We start from the raw sequence: 14,624 nt of genomic DNA, 5'->3' as shown, positions 1-14,624 counted from the left end.
CTGACTCCGTGCCTGGAGGGACGTAGCACCAATGTAGGCGCGGCCGTCCCCGCGCGCCCCCGGAGTCCGCGCCGCGCCCGGCGGCCCGTCAGCGCGGTGTCGAGACGCCCGTCAGGGCCGTGACGACCGGGTCCAGCGCTTCCTGGATCTCGTCGCCGATGGAGCGGAAGACGGTGATGGGGGCGCCGTAGGGGTCGTTGACCTCGTCCGCCTCGGCGGAGGGGGCCAGGAGCCACCCGCGGAGGGCGGCGGCCGCGCGGACCAGGGCGCGTGCGCGCTCGACGACGCCGTCGCGCGGGTCCGGGAGGGTGGCGGGGTCGATGGCGCGGACCAGCCGGGTGAACTCCTTCAGGGTGAAGGTGCGCAGGCCGGCCGAGTGACCCATCGAGATGACCTGCGCGCGGTGGTCGCGGGTCGCGGTGAGGACGAGGTCGGCGCGGATGACGTGCTCGTCGAGGAGCTCGCGCCCGACGAAGCCGCTGTGGTCGGCGCCGAAGTCGGCGAGGACCAGTTCCGCGTTGGTCTCCATGGGGGCGCCCTCGTGCCCCCAGGTGCCGGCGCTCTCCACGATGAGGCCCCGGCCGAGCCCGTCGTCGAGCCGCTGGCCCAGGGCATGGCGGGTCAGCCGCTCGGTGATGGGCGAGCGGCAGACGTTGCCGGTGCTGACGTGGAGGATGCGGAAGGTGCCGATGTGCTCGTACCCCGCTATGCCACGCCCCTCAGGGGCGGTCAACTGGCCACCTCGAGGTCGGGTACGACCTTGCGGAGGTCCTCCGGCGACAGCGCGCCCTCGCGCAGCAGCACCGGGACCTTGCCCGTGACGTCGACGATGGAGGAGGGGACGATGCCGGGCGTCGGACCGCCGTCGAGGTAGACGGAGACGGAGTCGCCGAGCATCTGCTGGGCGGCGTCGCAGTCCTCCGGCGCGGGGTGCCCGATGAGGTTGGCCGAGGAGACGGCCATCGGGCCGACCTCGGTGAGCAGCTCGATGGCGACCGGGTGCAGCGGCATGCGGATGGCGACGGTGCCGCGGGTGTCGCCGAGGTCCCACTGGAGGGACGGCTGGTGGCGGGCGACCAGGGTGAGCGGGCCGGGCCAGAAGGCGTCGACGAGCTCCCACGCGTGCTCGGAGAAGTCGGTGACGAGTCCGTGCAGGGTGTTCGGGGAGCCGATGAGGACGGGCGTGGGCATGGTGCGCCCCCGGCCCTTGGCGGTGAGCAGGTCCGCGACGGCCTCGCCGGAGAAGGCGTCCGCGCCGAGCCCGTACACGGTGTCGGTGGGGAGCACGACGAGCTCGCCGCGGCGGACGGCCGACGCGGCTTCGCGCAGACCGGTCGCGCGGTCGGTCGACTCGTTGCAGTCGTATCGGCGTGCCATCAGTCGCGCTCCTCCTCGGTGGTGGTGCGGTGCCGGCTCATGGCATCGCCTTGCGGGCGGTCGCGAAGCGCGGCCGGTTGTTCAGGTCGGGGTGGTCGGCGGCGTCCGCCCAGCCGGCCTCCTCGTTGAAGATCCACGGCACCTGGCCGCCCTGGGTGTCGGCGTGCTCGATCACGACGAGGCCGCCCGGGCGCAGCAGCCGGTGCGCGGTGCGCTCGATGCCGCGGATGGTGTCGAGGCCGTCCTCGCCGGAGAAGAGCGCCATCTCGGGGTCGTGGTCGCGGGCCTCCGGGGCGACGTACTCCCACTCGGTGAGGGGGATGTACGGCGGGTTGGAGATGACCAGGTCGACCTGGCCGTTGAGCTCGGGGAGCGCGGTGAGGGCGTCGCCCTGGTGGACGGTGACGCGGGAGCCCTCGGCGTTCTTCCGGGTCCAGACGAGGGCGTCGTCGGAGAGCTCGACGGCGTGCACGCGCGAGCGCGGCACCTCCTGCGCCATGGCGAGGGCGATGGCGCCGGAGCCGGTGCAGAGGTCCACGATGAGCGGCTCGACGACGTCCATCGCGCGGACGGCGTCTATGGCCCAGCCGACCACGGACTCGGTCTCCGGCCGGGGCACGAAGACGCCGGGGCCGACCTGGAGCTCCAGGTAGCGGAAGAACGCCCGGCCGGTGATGTGCTGGAGCGGTTCGCGCGCCTCGCGGCGGGCGATGGCCTCCCAGTAGCGGGCGTCGAAGTCGGCGTCCTTGACGTTGTGCAGCTCCCCCCGCTTGACGCCGTGCACGAACGCGGCGAGCTCCTCGGCGTCGAAACGCGGTGAGGGAACGCCGGCGTCGGCCAGCCGCTGGGTGGCCTGGGCCACCTCGGCAAGCAGCAGGTTCACGCTGGTCCTCCGTGGTGCGGGGTGGGGCTGGAGAGGGGCCTTACGCGGGAGCCGGGGCGCCGGCCCCGGGTTCGGGCGGGGGCCGGCGGACGGGCGGCTCAGGTCGCGGCGAGCTTCGCCGCCGAGTCGGCGTCGACGCAGGCCTGGATGACGGCGTCGAGCTCGCCGTCGAGGACCTGGTCGAGGTTGTACGCCTTGAAGCCGACGCGGTGGTCCGAGAGGCGGTTCTCCGGGAAGTTGTACGTCCGGATCTTCTCGGAGCGGTCGACCGTGCGGACCTGGCTGCGGCGGGCGTCGGCGGCCTCGGCCTCGGCCTTCTCCTGGGCGGCGGCGAGGAGCCGGGAGCGCAGGATGCGCATGGCCTGCTCCTTGTTCTGGAGCTGGCTCTTCTCGTTCTGGCAGGAGGCGACGATGCCGGTCGGCAGGTGGGTGATGCGGACCGCGGAGTCGGTGGTGTTGACCGACTGGCCGCCGGGGCCGGAGGAGCGGTAGACGTCGATGCGCAGGTCGTTGGCGTGGATCTCGACGTCGACCTCCTCGGCCTCGGGCGTGACGAGCACGCCGGCGGCGGAGGTGTGGATGCGGCCGGCGGACTCGGTGGCGGGCACGCGCTGGACGCGGTGGACGCCGCCCTCGTACTTGAGCCGGGCCCAGACGCCCTGGCCGGGCTCGGTGGCGCCGTTGCCGCCCTTGGTCTTCACCGCGACCTGGACGTCCTTGTAGCCGCCGAGCTCGGACTCGGTGGCGTCGATGATCTCGGTCTTCCAGCCGACGCGCTCGGCGTAGCGGAGGTACATGCGCAGGAGGTCACCGGCGAAGAGGGCGGACTCGTCGCCGCCGGCGCCGGCCTTGATCTCCAGGATGACGTCCTTGTCGTCGCTGGGGTCGCGCGGGATCAGCAGGAGGCGGAGCTTCTCGGTGAGCTCCTCGCGCTGCTTCTCCAGCTCCTTGACCTCGGCCGCGAAATCGGGATCGTCGTGCGCGAACTCGCGCGCGGTCTCGATGTCGTCCCCGGTCTGCCTCCAGGAGCGGTACGTGCCGACGATCGGGGTCAGCTCGGCGTAGCGCTTGTTCAGCTTGCGCGCGTTGGCCTGGTCGGCGTGGACCGACGGGTCTGCGAGCTTCGTCTCGAGGTCGGCGTGCTCGCCGACCAGTTCCTCGACCGCCTCGAACATCTTCGGGCTCCTGGTTTCGTCAGTGTGCTACGGGGACGCCAAAGCGCCGGTCCCGGCCGCCCGGGCAGGGGCGGCCGGTGACCGGCGCGTGGGCTCGCTACTTGTTGGCGGAGCCGGCGGCCTTGCCGAAGCGGGCCTCGAAGCGGGCGACGCGGCCACCCGTGTCGAGGATCTTCTGCTTGCCCGTGTAGAACGGGTGGCACTCGGAGCAGACCTCGGCACGGATGGTGCCCTCGGTGAGGGTGCTACGGGTGGTGAACGACGCGCCACAGGTGCAGCTGACCTGGGTCTCGACGTACTCGGGGTGGATCTCGCGCTTCAAGGTGTCTCCTAGTTCCGGGAGGGCGCCGGGTCGTCGCCGCGGGTTGCGGCGGACGTGAACCGGGGCCGACGTACCAGTCTGCCAGGACCGGCCGCATCTCCCCAAACCGGGGTGGGTCCGCCGGTATTCCCGGTGGGGCGCGCGCCCTACCGCACGACCCCGTCGGCCTTGCCGGTGGCGGTGGCCTCGGTGGCGGAGGCGGGGATCGGCAGGTCGCCCTCCAGGGCCTTCCAGACCTGCGCGGCCTGCTTCTCCAGGGGGACGACCCTGTTGGGGTCCCGGGGGTCGTAGCGGACGGGCAGGGTCACCATGTGGACGTTCTCGGCCGAGATGCCGGCGAGGCCCTGGGCGAAGCCCATGAGCTCCTGGACGGAGTCGAGCTCGGAGTCCGGGGTGACGGCCTTGGTGGCGGCGTCGGCGAGGTCGAGGAGCTTCTTGGGGTTGCCGAGCACGCCGACGTCCTTGACCTGCTCGATGAAGGCCTTCATGAAGGCCTGCTGGAGCTGGATGCGGCCGAGGTCGCTGCCGTCGCCCACGCTCTTGCGGGTGCGGACGAGGCCGAGGGACTGCTCGCCGTCGAGGGTGTGGGTGCCGGGCTCCAGGTCGAGGTGGCTCTTGGGGTCCTCGATGGCCCGCGTGGTGGTGATCTCGACGCCGCCGAGGGTGTCGATGAGCTTCTTGAAGCCGGTGAAGTCGACCTCGATGTAGTGGTCCATGCGGATGCCGGACATGGCCTCGACGGTCTTGACGGCGCAGGCGGGGCCGCCGACCTCGTACGCGGTGTTGAACATGGCGCGGCTCTCGCCGGGGGCCTCGGCGCCCCGCTCGTCGGTGCAGGCGGGGCGGTCGACGAGGGTGTCGCGCGGGATGGAGACGACGCTCGCCTTCCTGTGGCCCTCGTAGACGTGGACGACCATCGCGGTGTCGGAGCGGGCGCCGCCCTCGTCCTTGCCGTAGGCGCCGTTGTCGCCGGAGCGGGAGTCGGAGCCGAGGACGAGGACGTCCATCGAGCCGTTGTCGACGTTCTTGGGGCGGTCGGTGCCCAGCTGGGCGTTGATGTCGACGGCCTGGATGTTCCCGTCGAGCTTGAGGTACACGTAGCCGAGGCCGGCGCCGGCCAGCACGAGCACCGCGGCACCGCCCGCCACGAGCCTGCCGGCGCGGCCGCGCCGGGCGGGCGCCTTCCGGCGTCGGCCGGTGGCGCCGCCCCGTATGCGGCCGTTCTGGTTCTGCTCGGTCATCGTCTTCCCTCTGGCCCATGGTTCACCTGGTGTGACGGCAAAGCATCCGAAAGGGTTGCACAAGGACCTGTGGGGTTTCGGTGAGCGAGCCCTCCGCAACGCACCGTGCCCACCGCTCGGGGAGCGGTGGGCACGGTGTTCACGCAGGTCACGAAGGGGTTACGGCCCCGAAGGCCGTCCTCCGTGGTGTGACGCGGGTCTCCCCGCGTCACCGGCGACGTCAGTCGTTGCTGCCACCCGGAGTGGTCTTCTGGATCTGCAGCAGGAACTCGCCGTTCGACTTCGTCTGCTTGAGCTTGTCCAGGAGCAGCTCGATGGCCTGCTGCTGGTCGAGCGCGTGCAGCACGCGACGGAGCTTCCAGGTGACCGCGAGCTCGTCGCTGCCGAGGAGGATCTCCTCCTTGCGGGTGCCCGAGGCGTCGACGTCGACGGCCGGGAAGATCCGCTTGTCGGCGAGCTTCCGGTCGAGCTTGAGCTCCATGTTGCCGGTGCCCTTGAACTCCTCGAAGATCACCTCGTCCATCCGCGAGCCGGTGTCGACCAGCGCGGTGGCCAGGATGGTCAGCGAGCCGCCGTCCTCGATGTTGCGCGCGGCACCGAAGAAGCGCTTCGGCGGGTAGAGCGCGGTCGAGTCGACACCACCGGACAGGATGCGGCCGGAGGCGGGCGCCGCGAGGTTGTACGCGCGGCCCAGGCGGGTGATGGAGTCCAGCAGGACGACCACGTCGTGACCCAGCTCGACGAGGCGCTTGGCGCGCTCGATGGCCAGCTCGGCGACGGTGGTGTGGTCCTCGGCCGGGCGGTCGAAGGTCGAGGAGATGACCTCGCCCTTCACCGACCGCTGCATGTCGGTGACCTCTTCCGGACGCTCGTCGACCAGGACGACCATCAGGTGGCACTCGGGGTTGTTGTGGGTGATCGCGTTGGCGATCGCCTGCATGATCATGGTCTTGCCGGTCTTCGGCGGGGCCACGATCAGACCGCGCTGGCCCTTGCCGATCGGCGACACGAGGTCGATGATCCGCGTGGTCAGCACGCCCGGGTCGGTCTCCAGACGGAGCCGGTCCTGCGGGTAGAGCGGCGTCAGCTTGTTGAACTCGGGGCGGCCGCGGCCGGAGTCCGGCGCCATGCCGTTGGTCGAGTCGAGGCGGACCAGCGCGTTGAACTTCTCGCGGCGCTCGCCCTCCTTCGGCTGGCGGACCGCGCCGGTGAGGTGGTCGCCCTTGCGCAGGCCGCTCTTGCGGACCTGGGCGAGGGAGACGTACACGTCGTTCGGACCGGGCAGGTAGCCGGAGGTCCGGATGAACGCGTAGTTGTCGAGGATGTCGAGGATGCCCGCGACCGGGATCAGGACGTCGTCGTCGGAGACCTGCGGCTCGCCGGCGACGAACTCGTCGCGCCCGCGACGCCCGCGGCGGTCGCGGTAGCGGCCGCGACGGCCGCGGCGGCCGCCCTCGAAGTCGTCGTCGTCGTCCTGCGGGGCGCTCTGCGGGCGCTGGCCCTGACCGCCCTGCGGGCTCTGGCCCTGGCCCTGGCCCTGGCCCTGGCGCTGCTGGTCCTTGCGCTGGCCGCCGCCCTGCTGCTGGTCGTCGCCCTTGCCGCGCTCGCGCTGGCGGTCGCGGCGGTCACGGCGGTCACGGCGGGTGCGGCCCTCGGCGCCGTCCACGGCGGCCTCGGCCTTGTCGCCCTGCGGCTCGCCCTTGACCTCGGTACGGGTCTCGGCGCGGGCCTCGGTCTTGACCGCCTGGGGCGCCTCGGCACCCTCCGGCGAACCGGCGGGGGCGGTGGCGCGGCGGCGGCGGCGCTCGGCGGCCGGCTGCTCGTCGCCCTGATCGGCGGCGGGCGACTTCGACGGCTGGCCCGGGATGTCGATCTGCTGCTGGGCGGGGGCCGGCTCGGCCTTCTCCGCCTTCGGCTCGACGGCCTCGGCGGTCTCGCCCGTGCGGGCCTTGGAGGTGGCACGGCGCTTCGGCTTGGTCTCGGCGGCGGCCTCGGCCTTGGCGGGGGCGGCGGAGCCCCCTCCGGCCTGCGCCTCCTTGATGACCTCGATCAGCTGGCTCTTGCGCATCCGCGCGGTGCCCCTGATGCCGAGGCCGGACGCGACCTGCTGCAGCTCGGCCAGGACCATGCCCTCGAGGCCGGTGCCGGAGCGGCGGCGCCGTGCGGTGCCGCCACTGGCAGCACCTGCGGCGGGCGCGGCGGCGTCGGCGGTGCCGTCGGCAGTCACGCCCATCAGATCGGTGGTGTCGCTCACGAAGGGTCCTTCCCTGGAGCGGACGTCGGCCCTGTGGCTCGGCGACCGGTTGTGCTGTCCGGCAGCGGTCCTGGTTGGCGGACCGTGTCCGGGGCGGTGGTCCCGCCGGGATGCGGCGAGAGGAGTGAAACGTGCTGTGGGTCCGGCCCGAGCGCCCCCTGCTCGGCCCTCGCATCCGGAAGAGCGAGGGGTGTCGTGCCGGTTCCGGAGCGTGCTCGAAACTGCTCAGGCAGGCTGCTCAGGCAGTTGGGGAGGCTCCCGGAAGAATGGGTGGTCCCTGAGGGGACACTCCGCACCGCTCCACAAAGAGGTCGGGTGCAGACTTGAGGTTAACACTACCGGCTCCAACAAACATTCCCCCTCTCTCGACCGGCTGTCGCGTGTTCGGGACGCTGCCCGGCGCCCCGTACGGCGTGCGCCGCCGCCCGTCAGGGCGCCAGCGGCAGCACGCTCGCTCCGGGGGCGTCGAGGTCGAGCCGGTTGGCGGCCCAGCCCTCGCCCGCGAGCCGGGCGACCTTGTCGGCCGTCCCCCGGTCGGCCAGCGCCAGGACCGTGGGGCCCGCGCCGGAGATGACGGCCGGCACGCCGTCGGCCCGCAGCCGGTTCACCAGCGCGATGCTCTCCGGCATCGCGGGGGCCCGGTACTCCTGGTGCAGCCGGTCCTCGGTGGCCGCGAGCAGCAGCTCGGGGCGGCGGGTCAGGGCCTCGACGAGGAGGGCGGCGCGGCCGGCGTTGGCTGCGGCGTCCACGTGCGGGACGGTGCGCGGCAGCAGGCCCCGGGCGGTCTCGGTCAGCACCGGCTTGCCGGGGACGAAAACCACCGGAACGATGGAATCCGAGGGCTCCATCCTGATCGCCCGCGCGGCGCCGGACTCGGTCCACGCGAGGGTGAAGCCGCCGAGCAGACAGGCGGCGACGTTGTCGGGGTGGCCCTCGATCTCGGTGGCCAGCTCCAGCAGGGCGGCCTCGTCGAGCTTGGCGTCCCCGCCTATGGTCACGGCGCGGGCGGCGACGATGCCGGCGCAGATGGCGGCGGAGGAGGAGCCGAGGCCGCGGCCGTGCGGGATGCGGTTGGCACAGACGACCTCCAGGCCGCGCGGCTGCCCGCCGAGCAGGTCGAAGGCCGTGCGCAGGGAGCGTACGAGCAGGTGGCGCTCGTCGCGCGGGAGCGTCTCGGCGCCCTCTCCGGCGATGTCGACGTGCAGCCCGGAGTCGGCGACCCGGACGACCACGTCGTCGTAGAGGCCCAGCGACAGGCCGAAGGCGTCGAAGCCCGGGCCGAGGTTGGCGCTGGTGGCGGGGACGCGCACCCGTACGGCGGCGGCGCGGAACGCGGGACCGGCCATCGCTCGATGACTCTCCTTGACTGCGGCAACGGGGTGTTCAAGAGAAGTGCTGGAGAACCCGGGGGACCGTTTCGGCCGTTCGGTCGCGAGGAGGCGACAACGGCAACGACACCGCGCATATGCGCCGGGGCGGGTTCGGTACAGCCTATCGAAGGAAGGTTCTGCGGCGACATAGGGCGCACGGGAGGCGCACGATGCGTGTCGCGCGCCAACCTGTGCGCCTATGTACGTTCCTGATCGGGTTTCGACCAGGTCCCTCACTCCGTCGGGGGGAGTCTCCGCTCGTTCCCGAGCATCCGCTCCCCCGTCCGGGGCGTCGGGATCAGGCCAGTCCGAGCCGTTCGGCGGCGGCCGCGGCGTCGACCGGGACGGTGACCGGCTGCGGCGCGCCGGCGACGGCCCAGTCGGGGTCCTTCAGGCCGTTCCCGGTGACCGTGCAGACGATCCGCTGGCCCGGGTCGACCTTGCCCTGCTCGGCGGCCTTCAGCAGACCGGCGACCGAGGCGGCCGAGGCGGGCTCCACGAAGACGCCCTCCTGCGCGGCCAACAGGCGGTAGGCGCGCAGGATCTCACGGTCCGTCACCTCGTCGATGAAGCCGCCCGACTCGTCGCGCGCGGCGATCGCGTACTGCCAGGAGGCCGGGTTGCCGATGCGGATCGCGGTGGCGATGGTCGACGGGTCCTTGACGACCTCGCCGCGCACCAGCGGGGCCGAACCGGAGGCCTGGAAGCCCCACATGCGCGGCCGGTGGGTCGCCAGGCCGTCGGCGGCGTACTCGGTGTAGCCCTTCCAGTAGGCCGTGATGTTGCCGGCGTTCCCGACGGGCAGCACGTGGATGTCGGGCGCGTCGCCCAGCATGTCCACGATCTCGAACGCGGCGGTCTTCTGGCCCTCGATGCGGACCGGGTTGACCGAATTGACCAGCGCCACAGGGTAGTTCTCGGAGAGCGACCGGGCCAGCGTCAGGCAGTCGTCGAAGTTGCCGTCGACCTGGAGGATCTTCGCGCCGTGCACGAGGGCCTGGCCCATCTTGCCCAGCGCGATCTTGCCCCGGGGCACCAGCACCGCGGAGACCATCCCGGCCCGCACCGCGTACGCGGCGGCGGAGGCGGAGGTGTTGCCGGTGGAGGCGCAGATGACCGCCTTGGCGCCCTCCTCCTTCGCCCGGGTGATGGCCATGGTCATGCCCCGGTCCTTGAAGGAGCCGGTGGGGTTGGCGCCCTCGACCTTGAGGTGCACCTCGCAGCCCGTGCGCTCGGAGAGGACCTGAGCGGGAACGAGCGGCGTGCCGCCCTCACGGAGCGTGACGACCGGCGTCGTGTCCGTGACCGGAAGGCGGTCCCGGTACTCCTCGATGATGCCGCGCCACTGGTGGGTGCCCTGGTTGGTCATGGGTCCTTACTCCCCTTCAACACGCATGATGCTGGCGACACCGCGCACGGTGTCGAGCTTGCGCAGCGCCTCGACGGTCCCGGAAAGGGCGGCGTCGGCCGCGCGGTGGGTGACGACGACGAGGGAGGCCTCGCCGTCCTTGCCCTGCTGTCGGACGGTGTCGATCGACACCCCGTGCTCGGCGAAGACCGTCGCGACCTGGGCGAGGACGCCCGGCTTGTCGGCCACGTCGAGACTGATGTGGTACCGCGTCACCACGTCGCCCATGGGGCTCACGGGCAGCTGGGTGTACGCGGACTCGCCGGGGCCCGTCGCCTCGTTGAGACGGTTGCGGCAGACGGCGACGACGTCGCCGAGGACGGCCGAGGCGGTCGGCGAACCGCCCGCGCCGGGGCCGTAGAACATGAGCCGGCCGGCGGCCTCCGCCTCGACGAAGACCGCGTTGTACGCCTCGCGGACGGAGGCCAGCGGGTGGCTGAGCGGGATCATCGCCGGGTGCACGCGCGCGGTGACGGACTCGCCGTCGGCGGCCCGCTCGCAGATCGCGAGCAGCTTGATGGTGCAGCCCATCTGCCGGGCGGAGGCGAAGTCGGCGGCGGTGACCTCGGTCATGCCCTCGCGGTAGACGTCGTCCAGGCGCACGCGCGTGTGGAAGGCGATCCCGGCGAGGATGGCGGCCTTGGCGGCGGCGTCGAAGCCCTCCACGTCGGCGGTCGGGTCGGCCTCGGCGTAACCGAGGGCGGTGGCCTCGTCCAGGGCCTCCTGGTAGCCGGCTCCGGTCGAGTCCATCTTGTCGAGGATGAAGTTCGTGGTGCCGTTGACGATGCCCATGACGCGGTTGATCTTGTCGCCGGCGAGGGACTCGCGCAGCGGGCGGATCAGCGGGATGGCGCCGGCGACGGCGGCCTCGTAGTAGAGGTCCTGGCCGTGCCGCTCGGCGGCGGCGTACAGGGTCGCGCCGTCCTGGGCGAGCAGCGCCTTGTTGGCGGAGACCACGGAGGCGCCGTGCTCGAAGGCGGTGGTGATGAGGGCCCGGGCCGGCTCGATGCCGCCGATGACCTCGACGACGACGTCGATGTCCCCGCGTTTGACCAGGGCGGTCGCGTCGGTGGTGATCAGCGAGGGGTCGATGCCGCCGCGGACCTTGTCGGGCCGGCGGACGGCGACGCCGGCGAGCTCGACCGGCGCGCCGATGCGCGCGGCGAGGTCGTCGGCGTGCGTCGTCATGATGCGCGCCACCTCGGAGCCGACAACTCCACAGCCCAGCAGCGCCACCTTCAGCGGACGCGTACGCATCATCCGACCTCGTTTCTCGTACTTCTCGTATCTCTACGGTTATGACGGGGATGGGGACAAGTCTCACTCACCGGACGGAGGATTCAGCCCACCGTCCGGATCCTGAGACATCGATTCCATCACCCGACTATTTCATCAGCCGACGTCGAGACGCAGGAGATCTTCCTCCGTCTCCCGGCGGACGATGACCCTTGCTTCGCCGTCCCTGACCGCCACGACGGGCGGGCGGAGGGCGTGGTTGTAGTTGCTCGCCATGGAGCGGCAGTAGGCGCCGGTGGCGGGGACGGCGAGGAGGTCGCCGGGGGCGAGGTCGGCGGGGAGGAAGGCGTCGCGGACGATGATGTCGCCGCTCTCGCAGTGCTTGCCCACGACGCGGGAGAGCACCGGCTCGGCGTCGCTGGTGCGGGAGACGAGGGCGACGCTGTACTCGGCGTCGTACAGGGCGGTGCGGATGTTGTCCGACATGCCGCCGTCGACGCTCACGTAGGTGCGCAGCCCGTCGAGGGGCTTGATCGTGCCGACCCGGTAGAGGGTGAAGGCGGTCGGGCCGACGATGGCCCGGCCCGGCTCGACGGAGATCCGCGGGGTCCGCAGCCCGGCGGCCTCGCACTCCCGGGTGACGATCTCGCCGAGCGCCTTGGCGATCTCGTGCGGCTCGCGCGGGTCGTCCTCGGAGGTGTAGGCGATGCCGAGGCCGCCGCCGAGGTCGATCTCGGGCAGCTCGACCCCGTGCTCGTCGCGCACCTCGGCGAGGAGCTGGACGACGCGCCGCGCGGAGACCTCGAAGCCGGCCATGTCGAAGATCTGCGACCCGATGTGCGAGTGGATCCCGATCAGCTCGAGGCCGTCGAGCTTCAGCGCCCGGCGCACGGCCTCGGCGGCCTGCCCGCCGGCGAGCGCGATGCCGAACTTCTGGTCCTCGTGGGCGGTGGCGATGAACTCGTGGGTGTGCGCCTCGACGCCGACGGTGACGCGGATCTGGACGCGCTGGCGCCTGCCGAGCGACTGGGCGATGTGGGCGACCCGGACGATCTCCTGGAAGGAGTCGAGGACGATCCGCCCGACGCCGGCCTCGACGGCCCGCCGGATCTCGTCCTCGCTCTTGTTGTTGCCGTGGAAGGCGATCCGTTCGGCGGGCATCCCGGCGGAGAGGGCGGTGCTCAGCTCGCCGCCGGAGCAGACGTCGAGGTTGAGCCCCTCCTCGTGCAGCCAGCGGACGACGGCGCGGGAGAGGAAGGCCTTGCCCGCGTAGAAGACGTCGGCGTCGGCGCCGAAGGCCTCGGCCCAGGCGCGGCAGCGGGCCCGGAAGTCGCTCTCGTCGAGGAAGTAGGCGGGGGTCCCGAACTCCTCGGCGAGGTCGGTGACGCGCAGTCCCGCGACGGTCGCGATGCCCTGCTCGTCGCGCTCGACGGTCCGCGACCACACCTTGGGGTCGAGCGTGTTCAGGTCGGCGGGCGGCGCGGTGTAGTGGCCCTCGGGGAGGACGTCGGCGTGGCGGGGGCCTGCGGGGTGGGCGGAACGGCTCATGTCTGGTCAGCTCTTTCAGATCCGGTCGGGTGCGCTGATGCCGAGCACGGAGAGGCCGCCGGCGAGCACCGTCCCGGCGGCTTCGGCGAGCGCGAGCCGGGAGCGGTGGGCGGCCGAGGGTTTCTCGTCGCCGAGCGGCAGCACGCCGTGCTGGAAGCCGAGCAGCGCGTCGGCGACGGCTTCGAGGTGCCGCGCGACCCGGTCGGGGGCGCGGTGGCGGGCGGCGGCGAGCAGGACGCCGGGGTGGTCGCGGAGCAGTCCGACGAGCGGGTCCGCGACCTCGGTCGTGTACGCGGGGAGGACGCCGAGCTGCGCGCCGTTGACGACGAGCCGCCGGGCGCGGGAGTGGGCGTACCGGACGCGGAAGAGCGGGTTGCGCTCGTGCGGGACGAGGAGCGGGGCCCCGTCGAGGGGCCGGTCGTGCGGGGCGGCCCGCAGCAGCCGCCACCGGGCGGCGTCGGTGCCGAGCCGCGCGGTGTCGTCGGTGCCGGGGTGGACGTGGGGCCGCTCCCCGCCGGTACCGGTGGAGACCTCGGCGCCCTGCCCGCGCAGCAGCCCGGTGAGGCAGCCCACGACGATCGAGGCGCGGGCTTCGACCGGGGGCTCAAAGCGCACGGACTCTCCGGCGAGGGCGTCGCCGTGTCCGTAGGAGGTGCCGGCGGCGAGGACGGCGCGGACGAGGCCGGCGGCGCCGTCGTCGCACAGGGTGAAGTTGAGGAAGCCGGGGCCGGTGATGTCCACGGCGAGGATGCCGGCGGCGCCGTCGAGCCGCTCCTTCAGGACGGAGGCGACGTCCAGCGCGGGGCGGCCGGCGGGCCGCGCGAGCGAGAGGGCGACGCTGCTGGCGTACTCCCCCACCCCTCCGGGCCGGGCCTTCTCCACCGCGACGCGCGAGGGGACGTCGACCCGCAGCGCACCGTCGTCGACCGCACGGCGCACGGCGTGCTGCACGGTGAGGGAGAGGTCCGCGGGGGTCACGGTCCCAGCCTAGGGGAGGAGGGGGGGCGGAACGCGAACCGGTTTCGCCATCCGGGCACCCGCGTCACCGCTCACGACGAATCCGCAGGTGGGAGCGGATCTCTCGCCCTCGGCCCGGCCGGTCGTTCACCACCCGGGCAGGATGCTCCCGGCGGCCGGTCTCCCCGGGCTCCCGTCGCCTGCGGACGGCTCCTCTCCCGCGTCGGGCGTGCCGGCCTGACGCCGCTCCCGGGGTTCCCGGTGCAGCAGCTGCCGGACGACCCGTACGAGCTCCGCCGGCTCGAAGGGCTTGGCGAGGAAGGCGTCCGCTCCCGGAGCCCCCTCGCCCTCTCCGCAGGCGCTGATGATCGCCACGGGGAGGTGCCGGGTCCGCGGGTCCTCCCGGAGCCGCTGGGCGGTCTTGATGCCGTCGAGGCGCGGCATGACGACGTCGAGGGTGACGACGTCGGGCCGGACGTGATGCACGACGTCCAGACACTCGGCACCATCAGCCGCGGTCACGACCTCGAACCCCTCTAGTTCGAGATTGACCCTGATCAACTGCCGGATGACCTTGTTGTCGTCGACAACGAGCACCCGCCCGGACACGCCTGACACGTGAACGAGAGTAGGACGCCCCGAGGGGCTGCGTCCGGGTTTTGCCCACTTCCGACCCGTGCGAGCGAACACCCCCCTGGTGACGCCCCGGAAATACCTGTTCACAGGCACCCCGCGAGAGCTGGTAAGGTTTCACCCGTCGCCGCCGAGCAGCGACGAAGCCCCCGTAGCTCAGGGGATAGAGCAACGGCCTCCGGAGCCGTGTGCGCAGGTTCGAATCCTGCCGGGGGCACTT

General features: G+C 72.4%; 13 protein-coding genes and 1 tRNA gene. 1 reads left to right on the top strand and 13 read right to left on the bottom strand.

The window, feature by feature from the left end:
* Positions 1-88 precede the first annotated feature (88 nt).
* From IE287_RS06570 to IE287_RS06510, 13 genes are all read right to left on the bottom strand, one after another.
* A complete protein-coding gene (locus IE287_RS06570) occupies positions 89-733 on the bottom strand; it encodes an arsenate reductase/protein-tyrosine-phosphatase family protein (RefSeq protein ID WP_189847943.1) in 645 nt (214 codons plus the stop codon).
* Positions 730-1,377 (bottom strand): L-threonylcarbamoyladenylate synthase, encoded by a 648-nt coding sequence (locus IE287_RS06565; RefSeq protein WP_189847942.1) that lies wholly within the window; start codon positions 1,375-1,377, stop codon positions 730-732. The genes IE287_RS06570 and IE287_RS06565 overlap by 4 nt, the downstream gene beginning before the upstream one ends.
* 37 nt (positions 1,378-1,414) lie before the next feature.
* Positions 1,415-2,260 (bottom strand): peptide chain release factor N(5)-glutamine methyltransferase, encoded by an 846-nt coding sequence (prmC, locus tag IE287_RS06560; RefSeq protein ID WP_189847941.1) that lies wholly within the window; start codon positions 2,258-2,260, stop codon positions 1,415-1,417.
* A 98-nt stretch (positions 2,261-2,358) separates the two neighbouring features.
* On the bottom strand, positions 2,359-3,435 hold the full coding sequence (prfA, locus tag IE287_RS06555) for a peptide chain release factor 1 (RefSeq protein WP_189847940.1): 1,077 nt from the start codon (positions 3,433-3,435) through the stop codon (positions 2,359-2,361).
* Positions 3,436-3,532: 97 nt separating this feature from the next.
* On the bottom strand, positions 3,533-3,757 hold the full coding sequence (gene rpmE, locus IE287_RS06550) for a 50S ribosomal protein L31 (RefSeq protein WP_043219680.1): 225 nt from the start codon (positions 3,755-3,757) through the stop codon (positions 3,533-3,535).
* A 146-nt stretch (positions 3,758-3,903) separates the two neighbouring features.
* Positions 3,904-4,998, bottom strand: coding sequence for an LCP family protein (locus tag IE287_RS06545; protein WP_189847939.1), 1,095 nt, complete (start codon positions 4,996-4,998; stop codon positions 3,904-3,906).
* A 220-nt stretch (positions 4,999-5,218) separates the two neighbouring features.
* The gene (rho, locus tag IE287_RS06540; protein WP_189847938.1) at positions 5,219-7,252 is read right to left on the bottom strand and encodes a transcription termination factor Rho; all 2,034 of its coding nucleotides are present in this window, start codon (positions 7,250-7,252) and stop codon (positions 5,219-5,221) included.
* A gap of 428 nt (positions 7,253-7,680) precedes the next feature.
* Positions 7,681-8,598 carry a homoserine kinase gene (gene thrB / locus IE287_RS06535; RefSeq protein ID WP_189847937.1) on the bottom strand — a complete coding sequence of 306 codons (918 nt, stop codon included), beginning with the start codon at positions 8,596-8,598 and terminating at the stop codon, positions 7,681-7,683.
* Positions 8,599-8,920: 322 nt separating this feature from the next.
* The gene (thrC, locus tag IE287_RS06530) at positions 8,921-9,991 is read right to left on the bottom strand and encodes a threonine synthase (RefSeq protein WP_189847936.1); all 1,071 of its coding nucleotides are present in this window, start codon (positions 9,989-9,991) and stop codon (positions 8,921-8,923) included.
* Between the two features lie 6 nt (positions 9,992-9,997).
* Positions 9,998-11,287, bottom strand: a complete 1,290-nt coding sequence (locus tag IE287_RS06525) for a homoserine dehydrogenase (protein WP_189848233.1) — start codon at positions 11,285-11,287, stop codon at positions 9,998-10,000.
* A 135-nt stretch (positions 11,288-11,422) separates the two neighbouring features.
* Positions 11,423-12,814, bottom strand: coding sequence for a diaminopimelate decarboxylase (gene lysA, locus IE287_RS06520; protein ID WP_189847935.1), 1,392 nt, complete (start codon positions 12,812-12,814; stop codon positions 11,423-11,425).
* Between the two features lie 15 nt (positions 12,815-12,829).
* Positions 12,830-13,792, bottom strand: coding sequence for an ArgS-related anticodon-binding protein NrtL (gene nrtL / locus IE287_RS06515; protein WP_189847934.1), 963 nt, complete (start codon positions 13,790-13,792; stop codon positions 12,830-12,832).
* A 126-nt stretch (positions 13,793-13,918) separates the two neighbouring features.
* Complete coding sequence (locus tag IE287_RS06510; RefSeq protein ID WP_189847933.1) at positions 13,919-14,389, bottom strand: response regulator; 471 nt, start codon at positions 14,387-14,389, stop codon at positions 13,919-13,921.
* 160 nt (positions 14,390-14,549) lie between these two features.
* Between IE287_RS06510 and IE287_RS06505 the strand changes: the two genes are divergently transcribed.
* A tRNA-Arg gene (locus tag IE287_RS06505) sits at positions 14,550-14,621 on the top strand.
* The last annotated feature ends 3 nt before the right edge of the window (positions 14,622-14,624 follow it).

It is taken from the genome of Streptomyces omiyaensis (genome assembly GCF_014650895.1).
Lineage (GTDB): Bacteria > Actinomycetota > Actinomycetes > Streptomycetales > Streptomycetaceae > Streptomyces > Streptomyces omiyaensis.
Note: the sequence above shows the minus strand (reverse complement) of the source record. Positions and strands in the feature narration are given on the sequence as shown.